Source organism: Bradyrhizobium sp. JR4.1 (genome assembly GCF_040548605.1).
GTDB lineage: Bacteria > Pseudomonadota > Alphaproteobacteria > Rhizobiales > Xanthobacteraceae > Bradyrhizobium > Bradyrhizobium canariense.
Genome location: NZ_JBEPRY010000021.1, coordinates 86271 through 99050, shown reverse-complemented (window position 1 = coordinate 99050; position 12780 = coordinate 86271). Strand labels below are relative to the sequence as shown.

The following is a 12780-nucleotide window of genomic DNA, read 5'->3' as shown; positions in this document are numbered from 1 at the left end:
ATGCCTTGCATGCTCACCGCTAGTCGGCCGGCGAGCCCCACCTTGGCCTTGCTCATGTTGGCGATCCGCAGCGGCCCAGCTCTTCAGTTGTGAACAGCCCCTGAGCGGCTTGGTAGCATGATATGGGCAACATCGTAGAGTGCCATGCGCAACGAACCATTGCCCAGCTTGCTGATCCGGCCCGTGTAGTCCGATCTCGCTGGACTGATGCTATTCCGGTGCTCAGGACAACCTCGTGACCCTAGTGGCGTTTGCATCTGCGCGCCGAGCGCATCGTGCAAGGCCTCGAAGGACGAAGGCACAGAAGCGCTTCGCTGGAAACGAATGTTGATGCGACCCGCTTCGCCGCAACTGACCGCGCGACGCTGGATCCCAGCACCTCAGGCGGTAGTTCGCCCTCGTGCATAAGGATCTCGGATCTTCTCCGGCAGCATCGCCGAGAAGATCCGCTTTGTCGGCGGGAGGCCTGATCGACCAGGTGCGCAGGGCGTGACCAAAGCGGCAGCCGATTGTTTCACCACGCGCCGCCGCCAGAAGGATACGACACGTCGGTCGGCAGGCGCGGAGTGACTCTCTCAATCGGTCAACGCCAGCGCCTCGCTATCGCCCGCGCGATCGTGAACGGCGGCTTCCACGCTCGACTCGGGAACGAGCGAGTTGGAGTAGGCGCTGATCGCACAACGACTGACGCACCACGATCCTGGTTGCTCATCGGCTTGCCACCATACAAAGGGCGGACCATACCGTCGTCATGGAAAGGGCCGCATCGTAGAACAGGTATGCATTCTGACCTCGCGCAAGGCACGTCTCTACGCTCTGCAATTCAGCCGCTGTCACGGAGAGGACGGCAAAGCCGCCTCGCTGATAGTTGCACCAGAACGGGCGTGCGGTTTTCCGAAATGGACGCAGGCGGGCCAGTTGTAAGCTGGCTCAGGCGGCACCCGACCATAACCGGACCTCATGCAAACTATAACTAATACGAGCGCGAATGCGTGATGAGCTACGGTCGAGGGACGGTCAGGAGAGATTGAGATGGACGATCTGGACGTACCAGCGAGTTGGCAAGCAAGGCATCGGCCACACGGAAACGTCAGTAGCAGACGTTTGTGTGTGGACGTAGTGCCGGGGGAACGAGCATTGACGCCGCCCAACGGGACGTTCGCTGCGGACGATCACAATTGTGCGGCCGAAGCTTACGAGCGTCATTTCCACGGCTGTCTTGAGCGCCTGCACGGGGAGCAACGTTATCGCGTCTTCGCCGACATCGAACGGATCTCCGGCCGCTTCCCAGCCGCGAAATGGCGCCGGTCTGACGGAACTGTTAGGGAAATCACGGTTTGGTGCTCGAACGACTATCTCGGTATGGGACAGCACCCGGAAGTCGTGAGTGCACTGACCGCAGCGGCACACCGCTGCGGCGCAGGAGCGGGTGGAACGCGCAACATCGCCGGCAATAATTCCCCCTTGGTTGATTTGGAGGGCGAGCTCGCTGATCTGCATGGCAAGGAGGCGAGCCTCGTCTTTACCTCCGGGTACGTATCGAATCAGGCCAGCATCTCGACGATCGGTAAGCTGATCCCAGGCTGCGTGGTCTTATCTGATGCAGATAACCACAATTCGATTATCGAAGGCGTCCGCCAATCAAATTGCGAAAAGCGGATTTTCCGGCACAACGATCTCGGTCACCTTGAGTCGTTGCTGCGCGAGGCAGGAGACCGCCCCAAGCTTGTCGTGTTCGAGTCCGTATACTCGATGGATGGCGATGTGGCGCCGATCGGCGCCATCTGCGACCTCGCGGACCGGTATGGCGCGATGACCTACCTCGATGAGGTTCACGCGGTTGGCCTCTATGGCGGTCACGGTGCCGGGATCAGCGAGCGTGATGGCGTGATGCACCGCGTGACCGTGATCGAGGGTACCCTCGCCAAGGGATTCGGCTGCGTTGGCGGCTATATCGCGGCGTCGCGATCGATTTGCGACGCGGTGCGCAGCTTCGCGCCCGGATTCATCTTCACGACGGCACTCCCTCCACCAATTGCCGCCGCAGCCCGTGCGTCCGTTCGTTACCTGAAGCACTCGTCTGCCGAGCGCGAAGCACACCAACGGCAAGCCGCTGCAACGAAGCGGGCGCTCAAATCCGCCGGGCTTCCAGTCTTCCCGACCGACACCCACATCGTGCCTGTGATTGTCGGCGATGCGGAATTGTGTAAGGCGGCAGCCGATCGTCTTCTAGAGCGCCACGCCATTTACATCCAGCCGATCAACTATCCGACCGTTCCCCGTGGGACCGAGCGTCTCCGCATCACGCCCTCGCCATATCACGGCGATAGCCACATAGCGGAACTCGCAGCTGCGCTCGCTGAGACTTGGGAGACCCTCTCTCTTGCCTGAGACCCGTGCTTGGGAGCGCCCCCTTCGCAACCGCCTCCCCCAACATTGTGCATCGGAGGGGCATCGGCTACCCGGCGGGCGCGGACCGCGCTGGGAAGGCCTCGCGCCTCCCAGGTTGCGGCCGAGGCAGCCAAGTTGGGGCGACGGACCAGCCAAAGAAAGCCGTTTGAGGAGAGACCCGCCCCTTTTCGACACGCTTTCGGTTAAAAGATGTGATGCGACCCAATCCACTCCTTCTATCACGCTGCTACGTTGCGTGGGTCATCGCGTGGCAGATCTTGCTGCTTACGATCACAATAGGGCTCGCATTCTTCTGATGGGCAGCCCCGAAGAATTGACCTTCGTCATCCTGTTGGGCGGTTCTCCCCAACGGCGCCGCCCTTCGTTCGAACATGCTGATCCAGAATCGTTCATTTCGATAAGCCCTCCAACCCGGCGTTCGAAAGCGATCCGAGCGAGACAACGGGCAACCGGAAATAAAAATGGATATCACGCAGCGGTGTCATCTCTTGATCGAGGATCTGTCCGTCGCGCGCGGCGAGCGCGTGGTGTTAGGCGGAGTGTATTTGCAACTTGGCTCGAGCCAACTCGCCGAGGTGACGGGTCCCAATGGCGTGGGCAAATCCACTCTTTTGCGCGCTATCGCCGGTTTCTTGCCATTGGGATCTGGTCGCATGTCACTGGTGGAGTCCGAAGCCATGGATTCAGCGCCCTTGGCAGAGCGCCTCCACTACGTGGGTCATCTCGACGGGCTGAAATCAGCGTTGACCGCTCGCGAAAACCTCGAGATCGGCCTGGGAATTTTGGGCCAAGGTCGGCTAACCCCGTTAGACGCGCTGGAGCGTCTGGAGTTAGCCCACGTTCTCGATCTGCCCGTTGGCTATCTCTCCGCGGGGCAGCGTCGCCGTGTCGCATTGGCCCGGCTCCTGGTTGCCGATCGCCCTCTATGGCTGCTCGACGAGCCGCTAACCGCGCTAGACCGGCACGCACGAGCCTTGCTCAAGACTATTGTCGCCGACCATCTCGGAAGCGGAGGATTGATGCTCGCCGCGACCCACGAACCACTCGGTCTGCCGGGGACAATCCAAGTCAGGCTCGGAGCGAGGTGAGTGTCTTCCCGCTGAGGGGCGGCCGGCATCCTTATAGCCGTCTGTCTCAAGGTCGGGGGAGAAGAGGTCACGCCGCTTTTCCGAGTTCCCCGGAATGGTCTCGACGCAATGGCGACGCCGGATCGGGGCCATGATCCGTATTCTCCTCGTCGTCTTTCTTCGCGACGTCACGCTGGCGCGTCGCATCGGCGGAGGCGGAGTTCTTGGCCTGGTCTTCTTCCTCAGTCTCGTAACTGTGGTGCCTTTCGCGATTGGACCTGACCTGCGCTTGCTATCGCGCATCGGTCCAGCCATTCTGTGGATAGCGGCGCTCCTCGCGAGTCTATTGGGCCTTGACCGTCTGTTCCAGGCGGATCACGAGGACGGTTCGCTGGAGCAGATGTTGTTGTCGCCGACGCCGCTAGAACTCATTGTTCTGGTGAAGTGCGTGGCCCACTGGTTTGTTACAGGGCTACCGCTCGTTCTGCTCTCGCCTTTGTTTGGCCTGATGTTGGACTTGGACGGCTCGGCGCTCTGGGCGGTAGCAGCGACCTTGTTGGTGGGTACGCCAACTTTCACCTTCCTGGGAGCGATCGGTGCAGCGCTTACCGTCACGCTGCGGCGGGGTGGTCTTCTGCTTTCGATCCTCGTTGTACCGCTAGCCGTACCAGTGCTGATCTTCGGTGTCTCCGCCGCGCAGAGTGGCACAGCGCCCGTTCTGACACCCTTCCTGGTTCTCTGCGCTCTGGGACTTGCATCCATCGCCCTCGCCCCAATCGCCGCAGCCGCGGCACTTCGCGGGGCGGGAGAATGACAAGCGCATGCAGCGGAAGGGTTTGCTTGGGAGCTCCCCGTCGCGGAGCGACTCCGCACGCTTCCCAAGCTAAGACGACTTGATCATCGGGCAATGCCTATAGCGGAGTATCCGCGTCTAACAAGGCCGCGAGCCGATCCCGCTCGGCTTGGCTCAAGGGCGCCGCCGGCGTAGGTTGCAGGCGTCGCAATCTGAACAGGAGAGCGATCCCGCCCGCTGCGAGCACCAAAGCCGGCATTCCCCAGAGGAAGGTGGTTTCCAAGTCGAGCGGTGGTCTCAGCAGGATAAAGTTCCCATAACGCTTCACCAGAAAGTCGCGGACCTGCTCGTCGCTCTCGCCGAGGTTAAGGCGTTCGCGCACCAGCAGTCGGAGGTCCCGCGCGAACTCTGCTTTCGAATCGTCGATCGACTGGTTTTGGCAGACCAGGCAGCGCAGTCCGGCGGAAATATCGCGCGCGCGCGCCTCAAGGTAGGGGTTGGGCAGGACCTCGTCTGGCTGCACCGCCCTGGCCAAGCCAGGCGCGAGGCCTGCGTATACGATCGAAAGCAGAAGAATGCGACGAAGCGGCGTCATTCGGCGGCCTGCGGCGTTGCTGCCGGGTTAGCTGGGGCGCGGACGCGAACCGCGCGGCGCGCAAAGCCGATTCTGAGGCGTCTATCAGACAACGACACGATCCCTCCAAACGCCATGATGACGCCGCCTATCCAGATGGCCGTCACGAGCGGCTTCCAGAACATGCGCGCATCGATCGAACCATCCGCGTGCTGGTCCCCAATCGAAATGTAGATCTGGCCAAAACCCAGCGTCACGATGCCTGCCTCGCTGACGGTAGTCTGTCGTACGGGAAAACTGCGCTTGGCGGGCTCGACGGTGGCCACGGCCGCGCCGCCCCGGCTTATGACCGTGTAGGCCAGGACTTCGGAGTAGTTCGGGCCCTGTCGCGATTGTAGATTTTCGATAGTCGCTTGATAAGGCCCGAGATCGATCCCCTGACCTAGCTTGACGGTCGCGATCCGCTCCACGCCCCAACCGGTCGCCGCCAAGCCCATAAGTGTCACGCCAAGGCCAGCGTGAGCGATAGCAGCACCCCAGGCGGAGCGCGGCAGCCCGACCGCGCGGGCCAGCATCACTCGAATGGGCTGCCCACGTGCCCAGATACGCGACATCACATCGGCGAACGAACCGACTATGAGGTAGACGGCGAGGCCGAGGCCAACCGTGGCGAGGACAGGGCCGCCTCGGATGACGGCAACGAGCACAAGTGCGACCACGAGGCCCCCCAAGGCTGCAACCGTCGCCCGTTGCGCCGCGCCGAGCAGGTCGCCACGCTTCCAGGCGAGCGACTGACCGATCGGCATTAGCAGAACGATCAACGCTAGTAGCGGACCGAGGGTCAAATTGAAAAACGGTGCACCGACCGAAATCTTGTCCCCGGTCAGAGCCTCAAGCGCGAGCGGATAGAGCGTGCCGGTCAGGACCGTAGCGCAGCAGGCGGTGAGCAGCAGGTTGTTGACTGCGAGCGCGCTCTCGCGTGACACGGGCGCGAACAGACCACGTTGGCTCAGGGAAGGCGCACGCCAAGCATAAAGCGCGAGGGAACCGCCGATGAACATAGTCAGGATGATCAGGATGAAGACGCCGCGCGTCGGGTCGCTGGCAAACGAATGAACGGAGGTCAGCACCCCTGAACGCACCAGGAAGGTGCCGAGCAGCGATAGCGAGAATGTAAGTATCGCCAGGAACAGTGTCCAGATCTTGAGGGCTTCGCGTTTCTCCATAACGGCGGCCGAATGCAGGAGCGCGGTACCCGCAAGCCAGGGCATGAGTGACGCGTTTTCGACCGGATCCCAGAACCAGAACCCGCCCCAGCCGAGGGTGTAATAGGCCCAGTACGAGCCCATGGCTATGCCAAGCGTTAGAAAGATCCAGGCAATCAGTATCCAAGGCCGAACGTAGCGGGCCCAAGCGGCGTCCAACCGTCCGCTGATCAGCGCCGCCACCGCGAACGAGAACACGATCGAGGAGCCGACATAGCCGAGGTAAAGGAGCGGTGGGTGTATTGCAAGGCCCGCATCTTGAAGCAGCGGGTTGAGATCCTGGCCTTCAAAGGGCGCCGGAAACCGTCGCACGAAGGGATCGGAGGTGAACAGGATGAAGCAGAGGAAGGCAAAAGAGATCCAGCCTTGGACCGTTAGTGTATTGGCGCGCAATTCCTTTGCCATGCCGCGCCCGAGAATCGCAACTGCCGCTCCGAAGGCCGCGAGAATCAGAACCCAAAGCAGCATGGATCCTTCGTGGTTGCCCCAGACGCCGGCGAGTTTGTACACGAGTGGTTTGGTCGTGAGCGAGTTCTCGGCGACTGTCACGAGACTGAAGTCGGACACCACATGAGCGTAAGTCAGGGCCGCGAAGGCATAGCCCAACAGCAGGAACTGGGTGATTGCAGCCGGGACCGCAATGGAAGTCAGCCCAGAATCGCCACTGCGGGTCCCCCAGAGCGGCAGAACTGACTGAAGCAGCGCGACGGCGAGAGCCAGAGCGAGCGCGTAATGTCCGGTTTCGACGATCATCCTTTCGGTCCGTCCCGTTGTGGTGTTTCGTGGAAGGCCGCGCTATTGCGCCCACGCGGATTTTCGTTCCGCCAAATGCCTGATTGCTTGAGTTTGTCGGCTACGTCCTTGGGCATGTATCGCTCGTCGTGTTTGGCGAACACGGTATCGGCATGAAAGACGCCCGGTCCCTCCACCGTGCCCTCGGCCACGACGCCTTGTCCTTCACGGAAGAGATCCGGCAGCAATCCGGTGTAGCTGACCTGGATGTCGTACTTCAGGTCGGTCACCGCGAAGACGACAGTCGACGATCCACCATAGGTAAGTGAGCCACGTTTCACCAGGCCGCCGATGCGCAGACGGGTTCCTCGCGGCGGCGCCTTTTCGGCCATCTCGGTCGGCCCGTAGAAGAAGACGATACTGTCACGCAACGCAAACAGGACGAGCCCAACCGCGATGGCCAAGGTGAAGCCTGCTGCGCTGATGATAGCGATGCGCCTGCCCTTTCTGGTCAAAGTCTACCTCTTCAAACCAAGCTGACTGACGAGTTCATCGATGCGCTCTGGCGCTTGCGCATCTTCTGCTAACTGGGCGCGCGCACTTGCGACGGCCGCCTCGGCCTTCTGGCGTTCACCCAATACGACGTAGGACCTAATCAGTTGCAGCCATCCCTGAAGGTCATGGCCATCCTTCGAAAGCTTCTCGGCCAGTCCTCCCACCATCCCGCGGATCGCGTCTCTCCGCTGCTCCGGTGGAAGCGCCGCGACTTCAGCCCGGCTTCGGCCGGCTTCTGCTTTTGATTGAGTTGGCCTAGAAGACTTATCCAGGTGTTGGCGGACGGCATCCATCCACGGGGCGCCGGCTGGCGTATCGGCCTCCAGCGCCTCCCAAAGTTGTCTCGCCCGATCTGTGTCGCCATCTTGCTCTACTGCGAGCGCATGGAAGAATCGGGCCAGAGGCTGTTTGGGATCATCCACGAGCGCTTGGTCAATGGCACCGCGTGCTTCTGCAGTCACAACGCCGTCGGCAGCCATCGTCAGGGCCTGCCCAAGAGACGCACGCTCCTCCGCATTTTCGCCGAGCAGCCGTAGCGCCGCCCTATACGCATGCGCCGCATCCTGAAACCTTCCCATGCGCAGGTAAATTGGCGCGACAACCTGGAATCCGCGGCCATCATTGGGGTGGCCCTTCAGACGCGTCTCGACTTCGGAAATCGCGGCAGCGAGAGTGAAGTCCTCACCCGTGCGCCTCGATGCGATCGGCATATCAGGCTGGTTGGGAGCGCCGACCTTGAGATACGACGCGAGAGCCACGAGTGGCAGCACTAGGGCGATCGCCAAGGCCGCGGCAGTGCGTCTCGGCTGCCAGCGCGGCCACGCATGCGGCCGGCTCTCCGACGCGGAGTCGAGTGACGCAAGCAGCCGGCGCCCGATCTCGGCACGCGTGGCCATGGCATCCTCGGGCCCTACGAGTCCGCAGCGGACGTCATCATCCGCCTCGGCCAGAAGGCCGCGATAGAAGGCCACGTCGGAATCGTGACCGCCAAAGCTCTCACGCCGCTCGGAGAGCGACCGGGCCAGCGCCAGCACGATTGCAAAGGTCATCATTGCGAAGACGGCCCAGAGCACGTTCAAGGCCTCCGTCCGTTTTCGCCAATCCGTAACGTACCACGTTTTCGGGCATCCGGCGCGCTTGAAAATCGGACTGCTTCTATGTGTGCCGCTCCCATGGTCCGATCGGCCACTCCCGAATGATGTAAATGGACTTGCAAGGCAGTCGTCATGGACGCTCTGCCCCGGCAATTGCCGCCATCAAAGCAGGTCGACTTGCGTCCGAGATGCCTCCAACCAGCTTGTAGGCGATTGTGCCATCCCCCTTGACCACATAGGTCTCGGGGACGCCATAGACGCCGAAATCGATGCCCGTTCGGCCGGACAGGTCAGTGCCGACTTGTGCGAAGGGGTTCCCATTCGCGGCGAGATAGGCTAGCGCGTTTCTGGGATCGTCTTTGTAGACGATGCCGGTAAGCGTCACCCCCTGCCGCTGCAGCATCCGGTCGCTCGCCAACGCCATCAGAGCCCCTTGTTCTTCCCGGCACTCGATACACCATGATGCGAACACGTTCACAATTGTCACGTGCCCCTTCCGCAGATCGGCGCTCGACAAGCCGGGTGGACCAGGCGTGCGAAGCCCCTCGAGCGGCTCCAGTGCAAACTGCGGTGCCGGCTTGCCGATCACAGCGGAGGGCACGAGCGACGGGTCTCCGGCGCCGAGCCGCACCAGGAATAATACCGCGATTCCGAAGAAGACTAGAAGCGGGATAATCACCCACAGGCGGGCCAGCGCGCGTTGACGGGCCGTGGTGCTCGCAGGGAGGTGAATCGAAGGTGTGATGTTGCTCATACGCGGCCGCGCGGATCCGAGTGACCAAGTCGCAGACGACGCAGGGTACGGCGCTGAACGCGATAGTCGATGAGGACCGCCGCGATCATCCCGGCAAGCACGGTGCCCGTCACCAGAAAAGTCATTGTGATGAATCCGCTATGCTGCATCACAATCTGCTCAGGACGCCATTTCGACAGGCAGTATGCAAGCCATGGCAGGTTCACCCGCAGCCGCCATCGTGATCGCAAGCCGCCGGATACGGCGTCGCATGATTTCGTTACGGACTGCCATTACGTGGAGAGTCACGAACAAAAGCGAGTATGCGAGCGCCATCACAATCAGCGGCCATAACATCGTGCCGGCAATCGCCGAGCCCTCCATGCGAAATACCGATGCCGGTTGGTGGAGAGTGTTCCACCAATCAACCGAAAACTTCACGATTGGGATGTTGATGAACCCAACCAAGGTCATGATCGAAACTGCTCGTGCCGCCCTGTTCGGGTCCTCGATCGTCTGCCAGAGCGCGATTAGACCGAGATAGATCAGAAACAGAACCAACACGGAGGTGAGCCGGGCGTCCCAAACCCAATATGCGCCCCACATCGGTTTACCCCAGAGGGAGCCTGTGACGAGGCAGATAAAGGTGAAAGCCGCGCCAAGCGGCGCAGCCGCCTTTTGTGCTGCATCGGAAAGTGGATGACGCCAAACTAAGGATCCGAGCGCAAACACCGCCATGAACGTGTAGGCAAGCATCGCTGTCCACGCTGCGGGAACGTGGATGTACATGATGCGCACCGTCTCGCCTTGCTGGTAGTCGGGCGGCGCGGCGAATGTTCCAAGCAGACCAACTGCGAAGGCGAACGCCGTCGAACCCCAAAGCCAAGGCAGCAGCCTTGCGGCGATACGCACGAAATTACCAGGATTGCTGTACGCAGTGAAGTTCAGACTCAAATTCCGATCTCCTCGAACTCAACCTGCAGGCCGGGATTGCTCGCGCTCCCGACGAAAGTTCGTGCCACTCGGGCGTCTACAAGCCGATGAGTATCGCATCACACCGGAGACGATTTCACAAATTACCTCCAGTTATTGTTTTGATGCCCGCTAGGCGCCCAGAGCTGAGCGGCTCCGATTTGTATACTTGGAGTGCCGAAATCGTCCCGTGCAGACGGCACAGCAATTCGAGAGACCGATAGTAGGTGGGAGCCGCGCGCTATTCGATCGCGTGCGACGTCGAGATAGCGGTTAATGCCGCGCTCGATGCTCGTCGTAATGAGCTAAAAGTGACGGCGCTCGTCTCGTGTAAGCGGTCCGCTTCAAAGGGCGCCTTCTTCGTATAGGTCCCTTACTCCGTTTGGATGCCCGACCCGTACGTAGGGTCAATTGAGCAACAATCGCGATCGTCGTATCTATAACGCGTGCGGTGGCCCTCCCAGCTATCGCTGCCCACCTTGGGCGTTTCCTCCCTAGACTTAGGCCGCTTGTGGCAACGCAGGCGGCCCTTTTTTTGTGTGCACTCATTTGGAATTGAACCGAGGTCTGGTCGACCTATACCTCGGCAGGGTCACTTCATACCCTCGCGCAATGGCAACAACTAAGCGCTCGGTGCTACCAGATGATACGGAGCGAACAGCAACGGAACCGGCCCGCGAGCAGGCAGTTGCAGGACAAGGTCGGCCACGTAATGCTCGACCGGTCTTTCCCATCATCGAGCCGTATGTTGCCAGTAATTACTGTTTACTTCCATGGTTGCGGAGAGCCCCCCATGATAAGCATCGCCGATCTCTTAATCCGGTTCCGGCAAGGGAGCCGGCCCGCGTCCAATGCTCAAGTTGCGGTTGTGACCGATCGGGATCGATCCAGCATGGCCGAGTTTGTCCGCATCCTGCAGGCCTACGATCAAGGCCGGTACGGCAGGAGTTAGAGGGCGACCGCGTCTCAAGCAGCGAAGAAAATCCGGGACACGGGACCGTCCACACATGACTTCAATCAGTCATTTCGGTTTCGCAATGCAGGTGCCATCAGTTGCTAATCGGCGATCCGCTTTCGAGGCCATGATCGAATTCGTGACAAAGGATCGTCGCCCAACCACGATGAGCCGCGGCTAACGTTGTTGTGACCACGACAGCTCGGCGACGCGTTTCGGTCGCCCCGGTAGTAACTCGCAAGGCGAGCTGCTGAGGTGCCGTCGCCGCCGGATAATGGGAAATGCCCTGCGACTATCTATCCGATAGCCATTTATCATAAGCTTAATTCAGACGCGATCTCATCACGGCGGCGTTTGGCTGCCCTCACCACCTCGCCGTATGTTCAATCGGAGTTCTGTCCATCACCCTCAGATTCTTCCGGAACGTATCCATGCACTTGGCGAAAGGCACGGAGAAAGCTACTGTAGCTCCTGTAACCGACCGCCCGCGCGATCTGCTCAACTGAAAATGTCCTCGCGGCGAGCATATCGGCTGCACGCTTCATCCGTATTTGCCGGAGCGCTACCATTGGCGAACATCCTATCGTGCGCACAAAGCGCGCCATGAATGCGGATCGGCTCAAGCCGGCCTTTTGCGCCAAGGCCATGACAGAGTGATCGGCCGCCGGCCGCGCTAGCATATCGGCGAACGCAAGAGCGATTTGACGGTCACTCAAAATAGAGAAGCGTTCGAGCCAAACGCTGGTCGAATTGAGACTGCGACGGACGAGCGTGACGAGCACCTGCTTGAGAATGGCGGTTGTCATCGCCTGCATTCCAACCCGCCGGCCGCTGATTTCTGCCAACGCGGCCTGCAACTTTGACCCCACTTCATCGGCTGGTTCGAAGCGCTCGACAATCGGCGTGGAAAGGCCTGCAAAGAGGTCGATCGACGAGCCGTAGGTAGCGCGAAAGTACCCGCAGATCAGCATGACCATCGGGTCCAGGTCCCCGGCGACGAATCGCTGGATTCGCTCGCCGAAGCGCGGATCCCATTGCGCTTCGACCACATTCACTCTCTTGGCCGCTGTGCGGTCATCGACCTCGATGTGAAACGGCTTCTTGGCCGGTGTGATGACAAGGGTGTGAGGTACTAGAGGAAATGCGGAGAAGCCACCCACGACCATTCGTCCGGTCCCGGAAAGATTGTAGTGGATAGCCGGCGCCTCCGCGCTTCCGAATGACAGGCGCCAGCCTGGGCTAACCAAACACTCGATGAGCCCAATGACGTCGACATCCAAAGTTGCCATCAGCACATCGAGATGGGATCGAAGCAATGTAAGATTTGGACGATCGGACATGTGTTTCGGACTCTCGGATTGAGCTGATGTCCTAGTCTTAGGACAGGACAATTGCAAATCGTGGAACTGCATTATGGCTAGGATGATGCGCATCTGCTCGCCATGACCAACTGCCTAAGCGAAGTTGGGAACCTCTTCGACGAGCGTGAGCGTGCCGCGCTTCCCGCGGCCCTCATTTCACTGTCCAGAACTGACGCCTTAGGAGATCCCAAAATACAAAAAGCACTTAATGGAAAGGTAGGCGAGGCGATCCCAATGCAAACCTGACATTAAACTGGTCTCGCGTAC

At 60.5% G+C, this 12780-nt stretch carries 11 protein-coding genes; 3 read left to right on the top strand and 8 right to left on the bottom strand.

Annotation, left to right across the window (positions count from 1 at the left end; all coding sequences use genetic code 11):
- Positions 1-1032 precede the first annotated feature (1032 nt).
- The 3 genes from hemA to ccmB all read left to right on the top strand — a co-directional run bounded on the left by hemA (position 1033) and on the right by ccmB (position 4293).
- Positions 1033-2391, top strand: coding sequence for a 5-aminolevulinate synthase (gene hemA, locus ABIB90_RS31215; protein ID WP_009859364.1), 1359 nt, complete (start codon positions 1033-1035; stop codon positions 2389-2391).
- 482 nt (positions 2392-2873) lie between these two features.
- The gene (gene ccmA, locus ABIB90_RS31210) at positions 2874-3500 is read left to right on the top strand and encodes a heme ABC exporter ATP-binding protein CcmA (RefSeq protein ID WP_009859365.1); all 627 of its coding nucleotides are present in this window, start codon (positions 2874-2876) and stop codon (positions 3498-3500) included.
- Between the two features lie 130 nt (positions 3501-3630).
- A complete protein-coding gene (gene ccmB / locus ABIB90_RS31205; protein WP_009859366.1) occupies positions 3631-4293 on the top strand; it encodes a heme exporter protein CcmB in 663 nt (220 codons plus the stop codon).
- Between the two features lie 97 nt (positions 4294-4390).
- On the opposite strand, the gene ABIB90_RS31200 is transcribed toward ccmB, so the two are convergent.
- The 8 genes from ABIB90_RS31200 to ABIB90_RS31165 all read right to left on the bottom strand — a co-directional run bounded on the left by ABIB90_RS31200 (position 4391) and on the right by ABIB90_RS31165 (position 12492).
- Entirely contained in the window at positions 4391-4867 is a 477-nt protein-coding gene (locus ABIB90_RS31200) for a cytochrome c-type biogenesis protein (RefSeq protein WP_354202012.1), read from the bottom strand.
- Positions 4864-6864, bottom strand: coding sequence for a heme lyase CcmF/NrfE family subunit (locus ABIB90_RS31195; RefSeq protein WP_354202011.1), 2001 nt, complete (start codon positions 6862-6864; stop codon positions 4864-4866). The genes ABIB90_RS31200 and ABIB90_RS31195 overlap by 4 nt, the downstream gene beginning before the upstream one ends.
- Positions 6861-7358, bottom strand: coding sequence for a cytochrome c maturation protein CcmE (gene ccmE, locus ABIB90_RS31190; RefSeq protein WP_009859369.1), 498 nt, complete (start codon positions 7356-7358; stop codon positions 6861-6863). The genes ABIB90_RS31195 and ccmE overlap by 4 nt, the downstream gene beginning before the upstream one ends.
- A gap of 3 nt (positions 7359-7361) precedes the next feature.
- Positions 7362-8471 carry a c-type cytochrome biogenesis protein CcmI gene (gene ccmI / locus ABIB90_RS31185; protein WP_354167356.1) on the bottom strand — a complete coding sequence of 370 codons (1110 nt, stop codon included), beginning with the start codon at positions 8469-8471 and terminating at the stop codon, positions 7362-7364.
- A gap of 151 nt (positions 8472-8622) precedes the next feature.
- Positions 8623-9246, bottom strand: a complete 624-nt coding sequence (locus ABIB90_RS31180) for a DsbE family thiol:disulfide interchange protein (RefSeq protein WP_009859371.1) — start codon at positions 9244-9246, stop codon at positions 8623-8625.
- Complete coding sequence (gene ccmD / locus ABIB90_RS31175; RefSeq protein WP_083869754.1) at positions 9243-9395, bottom strand: heme exporter protein CcmD; 153 nt, start codon at positions 9393-9395, stop codon at positions 9243-9245. The genes ABIB90_RS31180 and ccmD overlap by 4 nt, the downstream gene beginning before the upstream one ends.
- A gap of 10 nt (positions 9396-9405) precedes the next feature.
- The gene (locus ABIB90_RS31170) at positions 9406-10179 is read right to left on the bottom strand and encodes a heme ABC transporter permease (protein WP_247334976.1); all 774 of its coding nucleotides are present in this window, start codon (positions 10177-10179) and stop codon (positions 9406-9408) included.
- A 1356-nt stretch (positions 10180-11535) separates the two neighbouring features.
- On the bottom strand, positions 11536-12492 hold the full coding sequence (locus tag ABIB90_RS31165) for a helix-turn-helix domain-containing protein (protein ID WP_009859375.1): 957 nt from the start codon (positions 12490-12492) through the stop codon (positions 11536-11538).
- Positions 12493-12780 lie beyond the last annotated feature (288 nt).

Excerpts from the sequence above, each read along its gene's own strand:
- hemA (WP_009859364.1), top strand. The coding sequence starts at position 1,033 with ATGGACGATCTGGACGTACCAGCGAGTTGGCAAGCAAGGCATCGGCCA.
- ccmA (WP_009859365.1), top strand. The coding sequence starts at position 2,874 with ATGGATATCACGCAGCGGTGTCATCTCTTGATCGAGGATCTGTCCGTC.
- ccmB (WP_009859366.1), top strand. The coding sequence starts at position 3,631 with ATGATCCGTATTCTCCTCGTCGTCTTTCTTCGCGACGTCACGCTGGCG.
- ABIB90_RS31200 (WP_354202012.1), bottom strand. The coding sequence starts at position 4,867 with ATGACGCCGCTTCGTCGCATTCTTCTGCTTTCGATCGTATACGCAGGC.
- ABIB90_RS31195 (WP_354202011.1), bottom strand. The coding sequence starts at position 6,864 with ATGATCGTCGAAACCGGACATTACGCGCTCGCTCTGGCTCTCGCCGTC.
- ABIB90_RS31180 (WP_009859371.1), bottom strand. The coding sequence starts at position 9,246 with ATGAGCAACATCACACCTTCGATTCACCTCCCTGCGAGCACCACGGCC.
- ccmD (WP_083869754.1), bottom strand. The coding sequence starts at position 9,395 with ATGCAGCATAGCGGATTCATCACAATGACTTTTCTGGTGACGGGCACC.
- ABIB90_RS31165 (WP_009859375.1), bottom strand. The coding sequence starts at position 12,492 with ATGTCCGATCGTCCAAATCTTACATTGCTTCGATCCCATCTCGATGTG.